General features: G+C 61.5%; 16 protein-coding genes. 12 read left to right on the top strand and 4 right to left on the bottom strand.

Going from position 1 to position 19,227, the window contains the following annotated elements; genetic code table 11:
• Positions 1-109: 109 nt before the first annotated feature.
• From SA496_RS23915 to hemE, 11 genes are all read left to right on the top strand, one after another.
• The gene (locus SA496_RS23915) at positions 110-1,174 is read left to right on the top strand and encodes a pilus assembly protein PilM (RefSeq protein ID WP_330114581.1); all 1,065 of its coding nucleotides are present in this window, start codon (positions 110-112) and stop codon (positions 1,172-1,174) included.
• The gene (gene pilN / locus SA496_RS23910; protein ID WP_153918161.1) at positions 1,174-1,788 is read left to right on the top strand and encodes a type 4a pilus biogenesis protein PilN; all 615 of its coding nucleotides are present in this window, start codon (positions 1,174-1,176) and stop codon (positions 1,786-1,788) included. Before SA496_RS23915 ends, pilN begins: the two co-directional genes overlap by 1 nt.
• Positions 1,785-2,408, top strand: coding sequence for a type 4a pilus biogenesis protein PilO (pilO, locus tag SA496_RS23905; protein ID WP_120654168.1), 624 nt, complete (start codon positions 1,785-1,787; stop codon positions 2,406-2,408). Before pilN ends, pilO begins: the two co-directional genes overlap by 4 nt.
• Positions 2,405-2,938 carry a type 4a pilus biogenesis lipoprotein PilP gene (pilP, locus tag SA496_RS23900; RefSeq protein ID WP_120654169.1) on the top strand — a complete coding sequence of 178 codons (534 nt, stop codon included), beginning with the start codon at positions 2,405-2,407 and terminating at the stop codon, positions 2,936-2,938. Before pilO ends, pilP begins: the two co-directional genes overlap by 4 nt.
• A gap of 57 nt (positions 2,939-2,995) precedes the next feature.
• Entirely contained in the window at positions 2,996-5,098 is a 2,103-nt protein-coding gene (pilQ, locus tag SA496_RS23895; RefSeq protein ID WP_120654170.1) for a type IV pilus secretin PilQ, read from the top strand.
• A gap of 5 nt (positions 5,099-5,103) precedes the next feature.
• Complete coding sequence (aroK, locus tag SA496_RS23890; protein WP_077524753.1) at positions 5,104-5,622, top strand: shikimate kinase AroK; 519 nt, start codon at positions 5,104-5,106, stop codon at positions 5,620-5,622.
• A 51-nt stretch (positions 5,623-5,673) separates the two neighbouring features.
• Complete coding sequence (gene aroB, locus SA496_RS23885) at positions 5,674-6,777, top strand: 3-dehydroquinate synthase (RefSeq protein ID WP_120654171.1); 1,104 nt, start codon at positions 5,674-5,676, stop codon at positions 6,775-6,777.
• 9 nt (positions 6,778-6,786) lie between these two features.
• A complete protein-coding gene (locus tag SA496_RS23880) occupies positions 6,787-8,457 on the top strand; it encodes an AAA family ATPase (protein WP_330114578.1) in 1,671 nt (556 codons plus the stop codon).
• A gap of 253 nt (positions 8,458-8,710) precedes the next feature.
• Complete coding sequence (gene gltB / locus SA496_RS23875) at positions 8,711-13,156, top strand: glutamate synthase large subunit (protein WP_120654173.1); 4,446 nt, start codon at positions 8,711-8,713, stop codon at positions 13,154-13,156.
• A 36-nt stretch (positions 13,157-13,192) separates the two neighbouring features.
• Positions 13,193-14,611, top strand: a complete 1,419-nt coding sequence (locus tag SA496_RS23870; RefSeq protein WP_120654174.1) for an FAD-dependent oxidoreductase — start codon at positions 13,193-13,195, stop codon at positions 14,609-14,611.
• A 133-nt stretch (positions 14,612-14,744) separates the two neighbouring features.
• A complete protein-coding gene (gene hemE, locus SA496_RS23865) occupies positions 14,745-15,812 on the top strand; it encodes a uroporphyrinogen decarboxylase (protein WP_330114575.1) in 1,068 nt (355 codons plus the stop codon).
• On the opposite strand, the gene SA496_RS23860 is transcribed toward hemE, so the two are convergent.
• The gene (locus SA496_RS23860) at positions 15,725-16,528 is read right to left on the bottom strand and encodes a hypothetical protein (protein WP_330114574.1); all 804 of its coding nucleotides are present in this window, start codon (positions 16,526-16,528) and stop codon (positions 15,725-15,727) included. The genes hemE and SA496_RS23860 overlap by 88 nt on opposite strands.
• On the opposite strand from SA496_RS23860, the gene SA496_RS23855 reads away from it, so the two are divergent.
• Complete coding sequence (locus SA496_RS23855; protein ID WP_120654175.1) at positions 16,509-17,273, top strand: ParA family protein; 765 nt, start codon at positions 16,509-16,511, stop codon at positions 17,271-17,273. The two genes, SA496_RS23860 and SA496_RS23855, sit on opposite strands and share 20 nt — an antisense overlap.
• A gap of 54 nt (positions 17,274-17,327) precedes the next feature.
• Here SA496_RS23855 and SA496_RS23850 read toward each other — a convergent pair whose 3' ends face one another.
• From SA496_RS23850 to trxC, 3 genes are all read right to left on the bottom strand, one after another.
• On the bottom strand, positions 17,328-18,152 hold the full coding sequence (locus SA496_RS23850; protein ID WP_120654176.1) for a universal stress protein: 825 nt from the start codon (positions 18,150-18,152) through the stop codon (positions 17,328-17,330).
• A 72-nt stretch (positions 18,153-18,224) separates the two neighbouring features.
• The gene (locus tag SA496_RS23845; RefSeq protein ID WP_330114573.1) at positions 18,225-18,668 is read right to left on the bottom strand and encodes a PaaI family thioesterase; all 444 of its coding nucleotides are present in this window, start codon (positions 18,666-18,668) and stop codon (positions 18,225-18,227) included.
• A gap of 89 nt (positions 18,669-18,757) precedes the next feature.
• Positions 18,758-19,192, bottom strand: a complete 435-nt coding sequence (gene trxC, locus SA496_RS23840) for a thioredoxin TrxC (protein WP_330114572.1) — start codon at positions 19,190-19,192, stop codon at positions 18,758-18,760.
• Positions 19,193-19,227: the final 35 nt, after the last annotated feature.

The following is a 19,227-nucleotide window of genomic DNA, read 5'->3' as shown; positions in this document are numbered from 1 at the left end:
ATAAGCGTTTTTTTTCCGGGGGAGCCATTTGCGCTTCTGTCAAGACTGCTATTTAATGTGGAAAAACATAAATCGTCCGTAAGTCTCGGACGCTGATAGGAAATCGGTCGTGCTAGGGCTCTTCAATAAGAAAGCGAATTCGCTGTTGGGGATCGACATCAGCTCGACCTCAGTCAAGCTCCTTGAATTGAGTCGCTCGGGAAGCCGCTTCAAAGTGGAGTCCTATGCCGTCGAGCCACTCCCTCCAAATGCGGTTGTCGAAAAGAACATCGCGGAACTGGAGGGCGTTGGGCAGGCGCTTTCCCGCGTTGTCACCAAGGCGCGAACCGGGGTCAAGGTCGCTGCGGTCGCCGTGGCAGGCTCGGCCGTGATTACCAAGACCATCGAGATGGAAGCCGGTCTCTCCGATGATGATCTGGAGAATCAGCTGAAAATCGAGGCCGACCAATACATTCCCTATCCGTTGGAAGAAGTCGCCATCGACTTCGAGGTGCAAGGCGCCTCGGCTCGCAATCCGGAGCGGGTCGACGTACTTCTGGCTGCTTGCCGGAAGGAAAACGTCGAAGTACGTGAGGCAGCGCTTGCCCTGGCAGGACTTACGGCCAAGGTCGTCGATGTCGAGGCTTACGCGTTGGAACGCGCCTATTCACTGCTTTCGGCCCAGCTCGGTGATTCCCACGACGAACTTACCGTGGCGGTTGTTGACATCGGCGCCACCATGACGACCCTCAGTGTGCTGCACAACGGTCGTACCATTTATACGCGGGAGCAGCTTTTCGGTGGTCGCCAGTTGACCGAGGAGATTCAGCGTCGCTATGGGCTTTCGGTCGAGGAAGCTGGTCTTGCCAAGAAGCAAGGCGGTCTTCCGGATGACTACGACAGCGAGGTCCTTCAACCGTTCAAGGATGCCGTCGTCCAGCAGGTATCCCGATCGCTGCAGTTCTTCTTTGCCGCGGGCCAGTACAACGACGTGGACTACATCCTCCTGGCCGGCGGTACGGCCTCGATTCCTGATCTGGATCGCCTGATCCAGCAGAAGATCGGTACGCCGACCCTGGTTGCCAACCCCTTCGCCGACATGGCGCTGAGTAGCAAGGTCAATGCGGGTGCCCTGGCCAGCGATGCGCCTGCGCTGATGATTGCTTGCGGCTTGGCGATGAGGAGTTTCGACTGATGGCGCGCATCAACCTACTCCCTTGGCGTGAGCAGCTACGCGAGGAACGCAAACAGCGATTCCTGGTCGCGCTCGGGGCCATTCTGGCCCTGGGCGCTGGCGCAGTGTTCCTCGGCGACCAATACCTGAACAGCGCAATCGAGAACCAGCAGGCGCGCAACGACTTCGTGCGCAAGGAAATCGCTGTCCTGGACGCCAGGATCAAGGAAATCAGTGAGCTGAAGACTCGTCGTCAGCAGCTTCTCGAGCGGATGAAGATCATCCAGGACCTTCAGGGCAACCGGCCGATCATCGGTCGCGTATTCGATCAGTTGGTTCGGACGCTGCCTGATGGCGTCTTCTTCACGGGCGTGAAGATGACAGGCAAGAGCATCGCCATCGTTGGTGCGGCTGAGTCGAACAATCGGGTTTCCAACCTGATGCGCAACCTGGATGCCTCCGAGTGGCTGACCGCACCCAACCTCACCGGCGTCAAGGCGGTTACCGCTGGTGCGGTGGATCAGGCCAACGTATTCCAGTTGACTGTGCAGCAGACCCAGCCGGGCGCAGAGGAAGAAAACGGCAAGCCTGGTGCTGCGAACGCGAACACCGCCAATAAAGGAGCCGCGAAATGAGTTTCTCCGACTCCCTGGAAAGTCTGCGCAAGATCGATCTCGCCGATCTCGACGTCAACAACCTCGGCTCCTGGCCCATCGCGGTCAAGGTCATTGCCTGCATCTTGCTGCTGATTCTCGTGCTCGTGCTGGGTTACAACTTCCACCTCAAGGACCTCGAGCTCCAGTGGGACTCGAAGCGCGCCGAAGAAGCAACCTTGAAGGAACAGTTCGCTACCAAGGCGTTCCAGGCTGCCAACCTGGAAGCCTACAAGGAGCAGATGAAGGAGATGGAAACCTCCTTCGGTGCCTTGCTGCGCCAGCTGCCGAGCGACACCGAGGTGCCGGGTTTGCTGGAAGACATTACCCGTACCGGCCTGGGCAGTGGTCTCGAGTTCGAGGAAATCAAGCTGCTTCCGGAAGCGGCCCAGCAGTTTTATATCGAGCTGCCGATTCAGATTTCCGTAGTAGGCGGCTATCACGACCTGGCTACCTTCGTCAGTGGCGTGGCCAGCCTGCCGCGAATCGTGACTTTGCATGATTTTGAGATCAAGCCGGTTTCCGACGACAGCGGTTCCAAGCTGCGCATGTCGATCCTGGCCAAGACCTACCGTTACAACGACAAGGGGCTGCAGAAATGAGTAGTCCTCGCGCCCGACTGGTGCTCTGTGCCCTGATGCTGGCCGGCCTTTCCGGCTGTGGCGTCGGCAACGACTTTGGCGATCTACAGGCCTACATGGATGAAGTGCGCGCCCGACCCAAGGGCTCCATAGAACCCTTGCCGAAGTTCCAGCCTTACGAGGCGTTTACCTATAGCGCTGCCGCCTTGCGCAGCCCCTTCCAGCCGCCGATCAAGATCGACCTGGCAAAGCAGCAGAAGGGTTCGAAGGACATTCACCCGGATGAAACTCGGGTCAAGCAGTTCCTCGAAGGCTTCAATATCGAATCCTTCGAGATGGTGGGCACGTTGTCCAACGGCTCGGGGACCTTTGCCTTGGTCAGTGGCGCTGGAGGGGTGCACCGGGTCAAGGTTGGGGATTATCTGGGGCGCAACCATGGCCGTGTCGTCGATATCGACGAAGCCAAGGTCGACGTGATCGAGATCGTCCCGGACGGGGAAGGCGGATGGCTGGAGCGTCCACGTAGTCTCGCGCTCAGGGAGCGCTCTTGAGGGCGAGGTGAATCACCGATGAAGAATAACTACCGGTCTGCACAACGGAACCAGATGATGAAAAGCTCGCTATCGCGCCTTGGTATCACGCTATTGGCCGCCCTGCTGTCGCCAGCGCTATTGGCTGCGAACCTGCAGGCATTGGATGTCGCGGCTCTCCCAGGCGACAGGGTTGAACTCAAACTGGCATTCGACGAGCCCGTGACGGCTCCGCGTGGCTATACCATCGAGCAGCCTGCGCGTATCGCCCTGGATTTGCCAGGTGTGTCCAACAAGCTGGGTTCCAAGAACCGCGAATTGGGTGTAGGGAACGCTCGTAGCGTGACCGTGGTGGAAGCCAAGGATCGCACTCGCCTGATCATCAACCTGTCGACCCTGGTGCCCTACAGCACCCGTGTTGATGGCCGCAATCTCTATGTGCTGGTGGGCGATTCCGCGACTTCGTCTACAGCGCCTCGCCCCGTGGCATCCGCCCCGGCTCCCGTGGCCGCGCCCCTGACTGCTTCCCAGTCGGCCAAGAGCTACGCCAGTACTGGGCGTGCCATCGAGAATATCGACTTCCAGCGCGGCGAGCAGGGTGAGGGTAATGTGGTCATCACCCTGTCAGACCCCAGTGTCAGCCCGGATATCCAGGAACAGGGCGGAAAGATTCGCCTGGACTTCTCCAAGACTCAGATCCCTGAGCCGCTGCGCGTCCGTCTCGACGTGAAGGATTTTGCCACTCCAGTGCAGTTCGTCAGCGCTTCCGGCTCCGGCAGTAACGCCAGTATCAGTATCGAACCCACCGGGTACTACGACTACCTCGCCTACCAGACCGACAACAAACTGACCGTCAGTATCAAGCCGCTGACTCAGGATGACGTGGAAAAACGCAAGACTGAGCGTTTCGCCTACTCCGGCGAGAAGCTGTCTCTGAATTTCCAGGACATCGACGTTCGTTCCGTACTCCAACTGATCGCCGACTTCACCGACCTCAACCTGGTGGCGTCGGATACCGTTCAGGGGAACATCACCCTGCGGCTGCAGAACGTGCCTTGGGATCAGGCGCTGGATCTGGTCCTGAAGACCAAGGGCCTGGACAAGCGCAAAGTGGGTAACGTGTTGCTGGTCGCGCCTGCAGACGAGATCGCTGCCCGCGAACGCCAGGAACTGGAATCGCAGAAACAGATCGCTGAACTGGCTCCACTGCGTCGTGAGCTGATCCAGGTGAACTACGCCAAGGCCGCGGACATTGCCAAGCTGTTCCAGTCCGTCACCAGCGGTGACCCGAGTGCTGCCGGCGCTGATGAGCGCGGCTCCATTACTGTGGATGACCGCACCAACAGCATCATCGCCTATCAGACCCAGGACAAACTGGAAGAGCTGCGTCGTATCGTGACCCAGCTGGATATCCCGGTTCGCCAGGTAATGATCGAAGCGCGCATCGTCGAAGCCAACGTCGACTACGACAAGGCGCTTGGCGTCAACTGGCGTGGTGCGAGCATTGGCGACAACAACTTTGTCATCGGTGGCGGTGGTGCCGGCCGTCCGGCTGCCAATCAGGCTGGCAACGTGAACCTGGCCAACGCGCCCTTCGTCGATCTGGGCGCCACTGGCGCAACCTCGAGCATCGGCATCGGCTTCATTACCGACAACACCATCCTCGACCTTGAGCTGTCGGCGATGGAAAAGACCGGTAACGGCGAAATCGTATCGCAGCCCAAGGTGGTCACCTCCGACAAGGAAACCGCGAAGATCCTCAAGGGCCAGGAAGTGCCTTATCAGGAAGCCAGCTCCAGCGGCGCCACCAGCACCTCCTTCAAGGAAGCGGCCCTTTCCCTTGAAGTGACTCCGCAGATCACTCCGGACAACCGCATCATCATGGAGGTCAAGGTCACCAAGGACGCTCCGGACTTCGGCAACGCCCTGAACGGTGTGCCGCCGATCAACAAGAACGAGGTAAACGCCAAGGTACTGGTCAATGATGGTGAAACCATCGTGATAGGTGGGGTATTCTCCAACACCCAAACCAAGGCGGTGGACAAGGTGCCCTTCCTCGGCGACCTGCCCTTCCTCGGCCGCATGTTCCGTCGCGACGTGGTTCAGGACAAGAAATCCGAGCTCCTGGTATTCCTCACTCCCCGCATTATGAATAACCAGGCCATTGCGGTGAGTCGCTGATATCGGTGCGAAATTTGATTCTGATTGGCCCGATGGGAGCAGGAAAAAGCACCATCGGGCGTTTGCTTGCTAAAGAACTGCGACTTCCCTTCAAGGACTCCGATAAGGAAATCGAACAGCGCACTGGAGCGGATATCCCATGGATATTCGACGTCGAAGGCGAGCAGGGTTTTCGCGATCGCGAACAGTCGATGATCGAGGAACTCTGCGGTCATGACGGCGTCGTTTTGGCGACTGGCGGTGGCGCGGTTCTGCGTCCGGCCAATCGCCAGGCTCTGCGTGGCGGTGGTCGGGTCGTCTATCTGCACACCTCGGTGGAGCAGCAGATCGAGCGCACCTCGCGTGATCGTAATCGACCGTTGTTGCGGTCAGCCGATCCGGGCAAGGTGCTGCGCGACCTGATGGCCATTCGCGATCCGCTCTACCGGGAGATCGCTGACATCATCATCGAAACCGATGAGCGGCCGCCGCGCATGGTGGTTCAAGAAATACTGGCGCGCCTACAGGCACTCCCGCCCCGTTAAAGCGCGGGCGGAACTGCGCTATCCTTTAGCCCTTTTTATATCGGGGGCCCCATGCGGACACTTCAGGTCGATCTTGGCGAGCGTAGCTATCCCATCCATATTGGTTCCGGGCTGCTATCGCGTCCGGAACTTTTCACGCCGCACATCGCCGGTCGCAAGGTGGCCATCGTCACCAACGAGACCGTGGCGCCCCTCTATCTTGAAAAGCTGACCCAGACCTTGCAGGGCTACTCGGTCCTGCCGGTGGTATTGCCCGACGGCGAGGCGCACAAGAACTGGGAAACCTTGCAGCTGATCTTCGACGCTCTGCTGGGTGATCGCCATGATCGCCGCACTACTGTGATCGCCCTGGGGGGCGGGGTTATTGGCGACATGGCCGGCTTTGCCGCCGCGTGCTACCAGCGTGGCGTGGACTTCATCCAGGTGCCTACGACGCTGCTGTCTCAGGTGGACTCCTCGGTTGGCGGCAAGACCGGGATCAACCATCCGCTGGGCAAGAACATGGTGGGTGCGTTCTACCAGCCCAAGGCGGTGATCATCGATACGGACAGCCTGCGCACGCTGCCGGAGCGCGAGTTGTCTGCCGGACTGGCCGAAGTGATCAAGTACGGCCTGATCTGCGACGAACCTTTCCTGCCGTGGCTGGAAGGGAAGATGACTGCCCTGCGCGGTCTCGACGCCGGCAGTTTGACCGAGGCCATCGAGCGCTCCTGTGCCGCCAAAGCGCGGGTGGTGGGCGTGGATGAGCGTGAGTCCGGGCTGCGCGCCATCCTCAACCTGGGCCACACCTTTGGTCACGCCATCGAGACCCATATGGGTTATGGTGCCTGGCTGCATGGCGAGGCGGTATCCGCGGGTACCGTCATGGCCCTGGAGATGTCCAGCCGTCTGGGCTGGATTTCCACCGACGAGCGCGACGCGGCGATTCGCTTGCTGCGCAGTGCCGGCTTGCCGGTCGTACCGCCAATGGACATGACGCCGGAACATTTCCTCCAGCACATGGCCGTAGACAAGAAGGTACTCGATGGCCAATTGCGCCTGGTGCTGTTGCGCCGGATTGGTGATGCCGTCGTGACTGCCGATTATTCGCGTGACGTGCTCGAGGCCACCCTGGCCGCCGACTATCGCGCCCTGGCCGACAAGCTTGGAGAGTAAAGGATTCCCATGAGCAGCCTGCACGCCGACGAGGCCTACCTAGGTCACTACCAGTTCACCCATGACCCGTTCGCGGCGCGGGTGCCTGGCTTCAAGTTCTTTCCGGCCCAGCGCAAGCCGGTGCTGGGTCAACTGCACCACCTGGCGCGCTACAGCCAGTTGATGCTGGTGGTGAGCGGCCCCCATGGCAGTGGCAAGACTCTGCTGCGTCAGGCCCTCGTGGCGAGCACCAATAAGCAAGCGGTTCAGAGTCTGGTGGTTTCGGCGCGTAATTCGGTCGAGGCTGGCGGAATGCTGCGCCAGATCGCTCAGGGACTGAGCGTTGCGCAGGCTGATGTACGCTCCATTCTTGCCCAGGTCGGCCAGCTTGCCCTGACCGGTCAGGAGGTCTACCTCCTCGTGGACGACGCGGAGGAACTGGACGACGCCTCCCTGGAAAACCTGCTGTCCCTTGCCGAGGGCAATGTCGAAGCGCGCACTCACGTTTTCCTGTTCGGCGAGGACTCCCTGCTTGCGCGCCTGGATGCGCTGGTTGAGGGCGAGGAGCGATTCCATGTAATCGAGCTGCAGCCCTATGGCCCGGAAGAAACTCGCGAGTACCTCGCCCAGCGCCTGGAAGGTGCGGGACGCGGGATCGAGTTGCTCAGCGATGAGCAGGTGGAAGAAATTCATCTGCAGTCCGGCGGCTGGCCGGGTTCGATCAACCAGGTTGCGCGCGATCTCATGATCGAAACCATGCTCGCAGAGCGCGGAGCTTCGCGGAAATCCACTGGTGGCTTCAGTCTGCCGAAGAAGCACCTGCTCGCCCTGGCCGTGGTCGGGGTCGGTGTGATTGCTGCCTGGATGATGCAGGGTCGCAACGAAAGTACCGCTGAGACTGCATCCGCCACTGCCCAATTGCCCTTGGGGCAGGCGCCTGCCGGTCAGGCGGCCAGTGGTGGGGATGCCGGCTCGCCAGCCGTGGAGTTCGCGGGTTCCTCGCAGCCGCTGCCGTTGCCGTTGGTGGGCGAGGCCCAGCCGGTGATTCGTGAGCCGTTGGCCCAGGCTGCTGGTCAGGGTGAGCCGGAAGACAGCCCGGCGCCTGAAGGGGGTGCCAGCCTACCGCCTACGGTCACCACCACTGCGCCGCCGCAGGGCGCGACCGCTGGCCCGGCACCGACTGCGCCTGTGGAGCCCATCGCGTCGGCGCAGCCATTGCCCACGCCGGCCCAGCCCATTGCTGCGGTCCCTGCCGCTCCGGTAGCTGCGCCCAGACCGGCTGCCCCTGCATCGGCATCGGCTACCGCGCCGGCCGCCGCAACTAAGCCTGCCGCTGCTGCCAAACCAGCTGTTGTTCCTGCTCAGGCTGCTGCCAAGCCGGCTGAGAATCCTGCGCCTGCATCGACCGGCGGTGCTGCGGGCAATGGCTGGTACAGTGGCCAGACGGGCAGCCATTTCGCTCTGCAGGTGCTCGGTACCAGTTCGGAAAATAGCGCCAAGGCCTTCGTTCAGCAGAATGGGGGGCAGTACCGCTATTTCAAGAAGCAACACCAGGGCAAGACGCTTTACGTCGTAACCTACGGCAGCTTCCCAAGCCGAACCGCAGCACAGGCTGCGATCAAATCTTTGCCGGCCAAGGTTCAGGCTGGTAAACCCTGGCCGAAGACTTTCGCCAGCATCAAGCAGGAAATGGCTCGCTAGTATTCTGCGAGCCTGATCCCCCGCCTTTTGACTGGGCGGTCGCTAGCACGACCTCCCGGTTCATTCATTCATTTTTGCGACATTGGCTTTCATTGATTGGTCGCGAAGATTTGTGATCGACCAATGGGCTATGTACAATGACCTCCCTTTGCCCTACGCAAAAGCTGGCGTCAAGTCCTGCGCGTATGGTAAGGAGTTGAATTACAAAGCAATTCTGCCTTTTTCTGAAGGCAACCCTGGTGAGAGTTCCCCTATGAAAGCAGGTCTGTACCATCCTGATGAATTCAAGGATAACTGCGGTTTCGGCTTGATCGCCCATATGCAGGGCGAGGCGAGCCACCATCTTCTTAAAACCGCCATTGAAGCCCTGACCTGCATGACCCACCGCGGCGGCATCAATGCCGACGGCAAGACCGGCGACGGTTGTGGTCTGTTGATCCAGAAGCCCGACCTTTTCCTGCGCGCGATTGCCAAGGAAACTTTCTCGGTCGAGCTGCCTGCCCAGTACGCGGTCGGCATGGTCTTCTTCAACCAGGACCCGGCTCGCGCCGAAGCGGCTCGCGAAAACATGAATCGCGAAATCCTTGCTGCCGGCCTGCAACTGATTGGCTGGCGCAAGGTGCCAGTGGACACTAGCGTCCTCGGCCGCCTGGCCCTGGAGCGCCTGCCGCAGATCGAGCAGGTGTTCATCGGTGGTGAAGGCCTGGGCGACCAGGAAATGGCAGTCAAGCTGTTCAGCGCCCGTCGTCGCTCCTCCGTGGCCAATGCCGCGGACGCCGACCACTACATCTGCAGCTTCTCCCACAAGACCATCATCTACAAAGGCCTGATGATGCCGGCCGACCTGCAGCAGTTCTACCCGGACCTGGGTGACGAACGCCTGCAGACCGCTATCTGCGTCTTCCATCAGCGCTTCTCCACCAACACTCTGCCGAAGTGGCCGCTGGCGCAGCCCTTCCGCTTCCTCGCCCACAACGGCGAAATCAACACCATCACCGGTAACCGCAACTGGGCGGTTGCCCGTCGCACCAAGTTCGCCAACGAGCAGCTACCCGACATCGACGAGCTGGGCCCGCTGGTCAACCGCGTGGGCTCCGACTCCTCCAGCATGGACAACATGCTCGAGCTGATGGTCACCGGCGGCATCGACCTGTTCCGTGGCGTGCGCATGATCATCCCGCCGGCCTGGCAGAACATGGAAACCATGGATGCCGACCTGCGCGCCTTCTATGAATACAACTCCATGCACATGGAGCCCTGGGACGGCCCCGCCGGTGTCGTGCTCACCGATGGCCGTTATGCCGTCTGCTTGCTGGACCGCAACGGCCTGCGTCCGGCCCGTTGGGTGACCACCAAGAACGGCTATATCACCCTCGCCTCGGAAATCGGCGTGTGGGACTACAAGCCGGAAGATGTGCTCGCCAAGGGGCGTGTCGGCCCGGGCCAGATTCTTGCGGTGGACACCGAGACCGGTCAGATCCTCAACACCGAAGACATCGACAGCCGCCTGAAGTCGCGTCACCCGTACAAGCAGTGGCTTCGCCAGAGCGCTGTGCGCATCCAGGCCAAGCTGGATGACGACCACGGTGTGGCCAGCTACGACAGCGACCAGCTCAAGCAGTACATGAAGATGTTCCAGGTCACCTTCGAAGAACGTGATCAGGTACTGCGCCCGCTGGCCGAGCAAGGGCAGGAAGCGGTCGGATCCATGGGCGACGATACGCCCATGGCCGTGCTGTCCCAGCGCGTGCGTTCGCCGTTCGACTACTTCCGCCAGCAGTTCGCTCAGGTCACCAACCCCCCGATCGACCCGTTGCGCGAAGCCATCGTGATGTCCCTGGAGATCTGCCTCGGCGCCGAGCGCAACATCTTCAGCGAGTCGCCTGACCATGCCACCCGCGTGATCCTCAGCAGCCCGGTGATCTCCCCGGCCAAGTGGAGCGCGCTGATGAGCCTGGACCGTCCGGGCTTCGAGCGGCAGATCATCGACCTGAACTACGAAGAGAGTCTCGGCCTCGAAGCCGCCGTACGCAACTTCGCCGACCAGGCCGAAGAGGCTGTGCGTTCCGGCAAGTCCCTGCTGGTGTTGACCGACCGCCACATCGCCCCTGGCAAGCTGCCGGCTCACGCCTCCCTGGCTGTTGGCGCCGTGCATCATCGCCTGGTGGAGAAAGGCCTGCGGTGCGACTGCAACATCCTGGTCGAGACCGCCACTGCCCGGGACCCGCACCATTTCGCAGTGCTGGTTGGCTTCGGTGCGTCCGCGGTCTATCCGTTCCTCGCCTATGAAGTGCTGGCTGACCTGATCCGCACCGGTGAAGTGCTGGGCGATCTGTACGAGGTCTTCAAGCACTACCGCAAAGGCATCTCCAAGGGCTTGCTGAAGATCCTGTCGAAGATGGGCATCTCCACCATCGCTTCCTACCGTGGCGCACAGCTGTTCGAAGCTGTGGGTCTCTCGGAAGAAGTGGTGGACCTCAGCTTCCGTGGCGTTGCCAGCCGCATCAAAGGTGCGCGCTTCGTCGACATCGAGTCCGAGCAGAAGCTGCTGGCCTTCGAAGCCTGGAACAACCGCAAGGCCATCCAGCAAGGCGGCCTGCTGAAGTTCGTCTACGGCGGTGAGTACCACGCGTACAACCCGGACGTGGTGAACACCCTGCAAGCAGCCGTGCAGCAGGGCAACTACGAGAAGTTCAAGGAATACACCGCACTGGTGGACAGCCGTCCGGTATCGATGCTGCGCGACCTGCTCAAGGTCAAGACCATCGACCAGCCGCTGTCGTTGGACGAAATCGAGCCGCTGGAGTCCATCTTCAAGCGCTTCGATGCGGCGGGCATTTCCCTGGGCGCACTTTCCCCCGAGGCCCACGAGGCCCTGGCCGAAGCCATGAACCGCCTGGGCGGCCGCTCCAACTCCGGTGAGGGTGGTGAAGACCCGGCGCGCTACGGCACGGTGAAGAGCTCCAAGATCAAGCAGGTGGCGACCGGCCGCTTCGGCGTCACCCCGGAATACCTGGTCAACGCCGAAGTGCTGCAGATCAAGGTTGCCCAAGGCGCCAAGCCCGGTGAGGGCGGCCAGCTGCCCGGTGGCAAGGTCAACGGTCTGATTGCCCGTCTGCGCTATGCAGTGCCTGGCGTCACCCTGATCTCGCCGCCGCCGCACCACGACATCTACTCCATCGAAGACCTGGCCCAGCTGATCTATGACCTCAAGCAGGTCAACCCGCAGGCGCTGGTCTCGGTGAAGCTCGTGGCTGAAGCTGGCGTCGGCACCATCGCCGCTGGCGTGGCCAAGGCCTATGCCGACCTGATCACTATCTCCGGTTACGACGGCGGCACCGGCGCATCCCCGCTGACCTCGATCAAGTACGCCGGCAGCCCGTGGGAACTGGGTCTGGCGGAAACCCACCAGACCCTGCGCGGCAACGACCTGCGTGGCAAGGTACGTGTACAGACCGACGGCGGCCTGAAAACCGGCCTCGACGTGATCAAGGCCGCCATCCTCGGCGCCGAAAGCTTCGGCTTCGGTACCGCCCCGATGATTGCCCTGGGTTGCAAGTACCTGCGTATCTGCCACCTGAACAACTGCGCCACTGGCGTCGCCACCCAGAACGACAAGCTGCGCAAGGACCACTTCATCGGCACCGTCGAAATGGTGATGAACTTCTTCACCTACATTGCCGAAGAAACCCGTGAATGGCTGGCCAAGCTGGGCGTGCGCAGCTTGAGCGAACTGATCGGTCGTACCGACCTGCTGGAATTGCTGCCGGGTGATACCGAGAAGCAGGGCCACCTGGATCTCAGCCCGCTGCTGGGCAGCGACCATGTGCCGGCCGACAAGCCACAGTTCTGCGAAGTGGAGAAGAACCCGCCCTTCGACCCGGGCCTGTTGGCCGAGAAGATGTGGGACATTTCCAAAGCGGCCGTCGAAGGCAAGACTGGCGGCGTCTACGATCTGGACATCTGCAACTGCGACCGCTCCATTGGCGCGCGGATTTCCGGCGAGATCGCCCGTCGTCACGGCAACCAGGGCATGAAAGACGCCCCGGTGACCTTCCGCTTCCGTGGTACCGCAGGCCAGAGCTTCGGCGTTTGGAACGCCGGCGGTCTGAACCTCTACCTCGAAGGTGATGCCAACGACTATGTGGGCAAGGGCATGACCGGCGGCAAGGTCGTGATCACTCCGCCCAAAGGTAGCCCGTTCAAGAGCCAGGATTCGGCTATCGTCGGCAACACCTGCCTCTACGGCGCCACCGGCGGCAAACTATTCGCTGCGGGTACCGCAGGCGAGCGTTTCGCAGTGCGTAACTCCGGTGCCCACACGGTGGTGGAAGGCACTGGCGACCACTGCTGCGAGTACATGACCGGCGGCTTCGTCTGCGTCCTCGGCAAGACCGGCTACAACTTCGGCTCCGGTATGACCGGCGGCTTTGCCTATGTGCTCGACCAGGACAACAGCTTCGTCGACCGCGTCAACCACGAACTGGTGGAGATCCAGCGTATCAGCAACGAGTCCATGGAGGCCTACCGTAGCCACCTGCACGGCGTGCTGGTCGAGTACGTGAAGGAAACTTCCAGCGATTGGGGTGCCCATCTGCTGGAAAACCTGGACGATTACCTGCGCAAGTTCTGGCTGGTCAAGCCGAAAGCCGCGAGCCTCGCTTCGCTGCTCTCCAGCACCCGTGCCAACCCGCAATAACAACAGCGCCTGAAGTGGTTTGATGAGGTTTTTTTAATGACTGAACGTCTGAACAACGACTTCCAGTTCATCGAGGTCGGGCGCAAGGATCCGAAGAAGAAGCTTCTGCGCCAGCGCAAGAAGGAATTCGTCGAGATCTATGATCTGTTCAAGCCGCAGCAAGCGGCTGACCAGGCTCATCGCTGCCTCGGCTGCGGCAACCCGTATTGCGAGTGGAAGTGCCCGGTGCACAACTTCATTCCGAACTGGCTGAAGCTGGTATCGGAAGGCAACATCCTGGCCGCCGCCGAGCTGTCGCACCAGACCAACACCCTGCCGGAAGTCTGTGGCCGGGTGTGCCCGCAGGACCGCCTCTGTGAAGGCGCCTGCACCCTGAACGACGGCTTCGGTGCGGTGACCATCGGCTCGGTGGAGAAGTACATCACCGACACCGCCTTCGCCATGGGCTGGCGTCCGGACATGTCCAAGGTCAAGCCCACCGGCAAGCGCGTTGCCGTCATCGGTGCGGGCCCGGCTGGCCTGGGCTGCGCCGATGTCCTGGTGCGCAACGGCGTGACCCCGGTGGTCTTCGACAAGAACCCGGAGATCGGTGGTCTGCTGACCTTCGGTATCCCCGAGTTCAAGCTCGAGAAGCAGGTACTGAGCCGTCGCCGCGAAGTCTTCACCGGCATGGGAATCGAGTTCCGCCTGAACACTGAAGTGGGCAAGGACGTGACCATGGACCAGCTGCTCGAAGAGTTCGATGCAGTGTTCATGGGCATGGGCACATACACCTACATGAAGGGCGGCTTCCCGGGCGAGGACCTGCCGGGTGTGCACGACGCGCTGGACTTCCTGATCGCCAACGTCAACCGCAACCTCGGCTTCGAGAAGTCCCCCGCGGACTTCGTCGACATGAAGGGCAAGCGCGTGGTGGTCCTGGGTGGTGGCGACACCGCGATGGACTGCAACCGCACTTCCATTCGCCAGGGCGCCAAGGCCGTTACTTGTGCCTACCGCCGTGACGAAGAGAACATGCCGGGTTCGCGCAAAGAGGTGAAGAACGCCAAGGAAGAGGGCGTGAAGTTCCTCTTCAACCGCCAGCCCATCGCGATTGTCGGTGAAGACAAGGTGGAAGGCGTGAAGGTGGTCGAGACCCGTCTTGGCGAGCCGGACGCCCGTGGCCGTCGCAGCCCCGAGCCGATCCCGGGCTCCGAGGAGATCATCCCGGCCGAAGCCGTGCTGATCGCTTTTGGTTTCCGTCCGAGCCCGGCTCCCTGGTTCGAGCAGTTCGACATCAGCCTGGACAGCCAAGGTCGCGTGGTAGCCCCTGCGCAGTCGCAATTCAAGCACCAGACCAGCAACCCGAAGATCTTCGCCGGTGGCGACATGGTCCGTGGTTCCGACCTGGTGGTGACGGCGATCTTCGAAGGACGTACCGCCGCCGAGGGCATCCTCGACTACCTCGGCGTCTAAGCCGCGCGCTCGCGACGCTTGGAAATACCGGATGGCGCGTCAATTCGTCGCGATGGACAAAAGGCACGGCACCCGCCGTGCCTTTTGCATTGGGCTCTGCGAAAATGCCCGCACTTTTTCGTTGGACACTGCCATGACCGTCTTGAAGAACGACCGTTTCCTTCGCGCCCTGCTCAAGCAGCCCGTTGATGTCACTCCCGTCTGGATGATGCGCCAGGCCGGTCGTTACCTGCCGGAATACCGTGCCACCCGCGCCAAGGCCGGTGACTTCGTCAGCCTGATGAAGAACCCCGAGCTGGCGTGCGAAGTCACCGTTCAGCCGCTGGATCGTTATCCCCAGCTGGACGCGGCGATCCTCTTCTCCGACATCCTCACCATCCCCGACGCCATGGGCCAGGGGTTGTTCTTCGAGACCGGCGAAGGTCCGCGCTTCAAGAAAGTCGTGAGCAGCCTGGCCGACATCGAAGCCCTGCCGATCCCGGACCCGGAGCAGGACCTGGGCTACGTGATGGATGCCGTCCGCAACATCCGCCGAGAACTGAACGGCCGCGTGCCGCTGATCGGCTTCTCCGGCAGCCCCTGGACACTTGCCACCTACATGGTCGAAGGCGGCTCCAGCCGTGACTTCCGCAAGTCCAAGGCGATGCTCTACGACAATCCCCAAGCCATGCACGCCCTGCTGGACAAGCTGGCCCAATCGGTGACCGTCTACCTGAACGGCCAGATCAAGGCCGGTGCCCAGGCAGTGCAGATCTTCGACTCCTGGGGTGGCAGCCTCTCGGCGGCGGCCTACCAGGAATTCTCCCTGGCCTACATGAAGAAGATCGTCGACGGGTTGATCCGCGAACACGATGGCCGTCGTGTACCGGTAATCCTCTTCACCAAGGGCGGCGGGCTCTGGCTGGAATCCATGGCCAACAGCGGAGCCGAAGTCCTGGGCCTGGACTGGACCTGCGACATCGGCAGCGCCCGCGCCCGTGTCGGCGACAAGGTCGCCCTTCAGGGCAACATGGACCCGTCCGTGCTCTACGCCAACCCGGCTGCCATCCGCGCCGAGGTGGGCCGCATCCTCGTAGCCTATGGCAAGGGCTCTGGCCACGTATTCAACCTCGGTCACGGCATCACTCCGGAAGTCGACCCGGCCCACGCCGGCGCCTTCTTCGAGGCGGTGCACGAGCTTTCGGCGCAGTACCACGCCTGACCCCGAGGCAAAAAGAAAAGGCCGCTTTCGCGGCCTTTTCTTTTCAGTTGATCCTGATCAGTTCGTCCCGCTGGGCCTCGGGCACTTGATAGATGGTCAGCAGCGTGAGGCCGCTTACCAGCGGCTTGTCCCACAACGTTATCACCCACGTTCAACGTGGTTTCTTCGGGAAGCTTGTACATCGCACCGGTCAACGGATCGACAATCAGCAGGCCGATCACGCCACCAAACAGGATGTTTTCCCAGTGCCAGCCGCTCAGGGACGAGTACAGCCTAATCTGCCGGGTTTCGTAGCCGTCCTTCTTGAAGGCGATGGTGTATTCGGCGCCATCGATATAGCCGGCGCCCGATTTCAGGGTCACGGTGGCGGGCGTCGTGCCGGAATGCACCACCTTGCCCGTGCTGTCCTTGACCTCGAAGCTAGCACCACCTGGGGTGCTGGAAACGGCGACGGGGTAACGGCTGTCACCGACGATGCTGGCGCAGCCGGAGAGTAGGGTGGCGGAAGGTACTGCTGCGGGGCACAGATTATTTTTAGAGATACGCGAGATCAGCTCCTTGTAGTTTTGGCGTGCGCTTTCCGCCGTTGCCGGACGCGGAGTTGCCGCGTGGATTTGGTGCTTTTCGCGCCGGCCCTCGCCCTTGTCATGGGCATTGCATAGAATCCGGTACTTATCTGGTTCCGGGAGGTGTGCAATGCGGCGCGTGGTTTTCAATCAGAAGGGCGGAGTGGGTAAGTCCAGCATTGCTTGCAACCTGGCAGCGGTGAGCGCTTCACAGGGGTATCGCACCCTGCTGATCGACCTGGATGCCCAGGCCAACTCCACGCACTACCTGACCGGCCTGACCGGCGACGACATCCCCATGGGTATTGCCGACTTCTTCAAGCAGACGCTGTCGGCTACTGCCTTTCGCAAGGGCAAGGTGGATATCTACGAGACGCCCTACGACAACCTCCATGTGATCACCGCCACGGCGGAACTGGCCGACCTGCAGCCCAAGCTGGAGGCCAAGCACAAGATCAATAAGCTGCGGAAGTTGCTGGAGGACCTGGATGGGGAGTACGACCGGATCTATCTGGATACCCCGCCAGCCTTGAATTTCTATACGGTTTCCGCCTTGATCGCCGCTGATCGTTGCCTGATTCCCTTTGATTGCGACAGTTTCTCCCGTAACGCGCTCTACGGGCTGCTAGCAGAAATCGAAGAGCTCAGAGACGACCACAACGAGGGGCTGGAGGTGGAAGGCATCGTGGTCAACCAGTTCCAGCCGCGTGCGTCGCTGCCCCAACAACTGCTGGATGAGCTGCTGGAGGAAGGGCTGCCGGTACTTCCGGTGAACCTGATGATGTCGGTGAAAATGCGCGAATCGCATCAGGCGTGCAAACCACTGATCTTCCTCGAACCACGGCACAAGCTGACCCAGCAGTTCGTCGAACTGCACGATCTGCTGGAAAGTTGAAGCAGGTGGAAGCGCAGGTCATCTCATTCGCCCCGGCTTGCCGGGGCGAATGTGTTATTTGACCAGCAACAGGTCGCAAGGCGGGTTTTGCAGGTAGCGCAGGGCAAGGCTGCCCAGAAGCGCCTGCGATATGAGGCTGCGCCCATGGCTGCCGAGAGCCAGCAATTGCGGGGAATGCGCTGAAATAGCTTCGTCAAGCGCTCGGGGCAGGGCTCCGCTCACTACTTCAATCGCCACGGCTGGCACCTCGTCCGAGAGTCCGGAGAGCTCGTCTTCCAGAACATTCTCCAGCAGTTCTCGCTGGGTGGCGAGGAAGTCGGCTGAACTGTTGCTTTTCGACAGAAGACGGTTGCCCAGTTCCATCACGTTGATCGCGACGAGCTGGGCGTCGCGAGGTACCAGGGTGCACCCCATACGCAGGGCGTCGCAGGCGCACAGGGAAAAATCCAGGGCCACTGCGGCGTTCTGATAGGGCCGCTCCGGTCGTTCTCCCACTACCAGCAGCAAAGGCGCGGCCAGATGACGGGCGACGCGCTCCAGCGTTGTGCCGATGAACAGTTCCGGTGCGTTGTGATGGTGCCGGCCGATCACCAGCAGGTCGGCGCCGATGTCGCCCATTTCCTCGAGGATCTGCTGGGCTGGGCGGCCCTTGCGCAGAAGCAATTGGCAGTCTTCGGCTCCAAGTCGCGCCAGATGCTCGTTGAAGTAGTGCTGGGCGGCGTCGCGCAGGTTGCTCTGCACCGCGTTGGGCAGATGGTCCTCGAGCACATGCAGCAAGGTGAGGCGTGCACCGTGTTGGCGGGCGAGCTGGATGGCGCGGTGCAGGGCGATGTCAGCTTCGTGGCTGAGGTCGTGGGCGACCAGGATGTGCTGGAACATGGTGTGGGCCTCCTGTGAAGCCCACACTCTGCGGTCTTTCGCCGTGACAGCATTTGATCCAGCGCAAGGCTGTCAATAGGCCCGCATCTGGTAGAGCCCGCGGCTCTCGGCGACGACTTCACCACCGGCGTCCAGCAATTGCAGCTCCAGCCAGTACTCCGCCTTGCCGTTTGCCTCGGCATCCCGCTGGACACGTTCGATTTCCGCTTGGTCGATTCGGGCGTCCACCGTGATGTCCCCCTTGGCCGGGCGGCGGAAGCGCAGGTTCATTTCTTTCACGATGGGGTAGAAGCGACGACTGTCGAAACTGGTGAGAAACAGGGTTCCACCGGGCACTTCGGCCAGTGTGAAAAGCGCACCTGCGTAGAGGGTGCCGATGTGGTTCTGATTGCCCTTGAATGGCATGCGCAAGCGCACGTGGCCGGGCTCCAGGAGCTCGGCTTTGAGGCCACTGCGTTTGACGAAAGCGATCTGTTCCTCGGTCAACTGGCGAACCAGTTCGATGGGCATGGACATGGCGGGCTCCGACGTGGGGACTCACAGAGCCTAGCGACCTTGACCGTCCCGGCAATGACCGGGACGGCCAGACGCATTGACCGGAGTGATCAGACGCCTTGTGCGCTGAGCCAGCCGAGCAGCTGTGCCAGAGGTAAAGCGCCGCTCTGCCGGGCGACTTCCTTGCCGTCCTTGAACAGGATCAGTGTCGGGATGGAGCGGATGTTCAATTGGCCGGCCAGATTGCGATTGGCTTCGCTGTCCAGCTTGCCCAGGCGGCAGCGGCCCTGGAGCTGGCTGGCGGCCTGCTGGTAGATGGGGGCGAAGGACTTGCAGGGGCCGCACCAGTCGGCCCAGACATCCACCAGCAGGGGCAGGTCGCCACGCAGCTGTTTGGCAAAGTCGGCTTCGTTCAGGTCGAAGGGGGTGGCGGGAAGTACGGCACTCTTGCAGTGCCCGCAGCGTGGGGAATCGCCCAGGCGGGCGGTGGGGATGCGGTTCAGCCCGGCGCATTGGGCGCAGGGAATGAGCAGGGGATCGGTCATGGTCGACTCCAGATCGGGATTGCCCCTGATCTGGA

This window comes from Pseudomonas sp. JS3066 (assembly GCF_036328175.1).
In the GTDB taxonomy this organism is placed as follows: domain Bacteria; phylum Pseudomonadota; class Gammaproteobacteria; order Pseudomonadales; family Pseudomonadaceae; genus Metapseudomonas.
The sequence above is the reverse complement of the archived record's forward strand: the minus strand, read 5'-3'. Positions and strand labels throughout refer to the sequence as shown.

Bases quoted from the DNA above. Each gene is read 5' to 3' on its own strand.
- pilO (WP_120654168.1), top strand. From the start codon at position 1,785: ATGAGTTTCTCCGACTCCCTGGAAAGTCTGCGCAAGATCGATCTCGCC.
- SA496_RS23870 (WP_120654174.1), top strand. From the start codon at position 13,193: ATGACTGAACGTCTGAACAACGACTTCCAGTTCATCGAGGTCGGGCGC.
- SA496_RS23845 (WP_330114573.1), bottom strand. From the start codon at position 18,668: ATGTCCATGCCCATCGAACTGGTTCGCCAGTTGACCGAGGAACAGATC.
- pilP (WP_120654169.1), top strand. From the start codon at position 2,405: ATGAGTAGTCCTCGCGCCCGACTGGTGCTCTGTGCCCTGATGCTGGCC.
- trxC (WP_330114572.1), bottom strand. From the start codon at position 19,192: ATGACCGATCCCCTGCTCATTCCCTGCGCCCAATGCGCCGGGCTGAAC.
- gltB (WP_120654173.1), top strand. From the start codon at position 8,711: ATGAAAGCAGGTCTGTACCATCCTGATGAATTCAAGGATAACTGCGGT.
- SA496_RS23880 (WP_330114578.1), top strand. From the start codon at position 6,787: ATGAGCAGCCTGCACGCCGACGAGGCCTACCTAGGTCACTACCAGTTC.
- hemE (WP_330114575.1), top strand. From the start codon at position 14,745: ATGACCGTCTTGAAGAACGACCGTTTCCTTCGCGCCCTGCTCAAGCAG.
- pilN (WP_153918161.1), top strand. From the start codon at position 1,174: ATGGCGCGCATCAACCTACTCCCTTGGCGTGAGCAGCTACGCGAGGAA.
- SA496_RS23850 (WP_120654176.1), bottom strand. From the start codon at position 18,152: ATGTTCCAGCACATCCTGGTCGCCCACGACCTCAGCCACGAAGCTGAC.
- pilQ (WP_120654170.1), top strand. From the start codon at position 2,996: ATGAAAAGCTCGCTATCGCGCCTTGGTATCACGCTATTGGCCGCCCTG.
- aroB (WP_120654171.1), top strand. From the start codon at position 5,674: ATGCGGACACTTCAGGTCGATCTTGGCGAGCGTAGCTATCCCATCCAT.
- SA496_RS23855 (WP_120654175.1), top strand. From the start codon at position 16,509: ATGCGGCGCGTGGTTTTCAATCAGAAGGGCGGAGTGGGTAAGTCCAGC.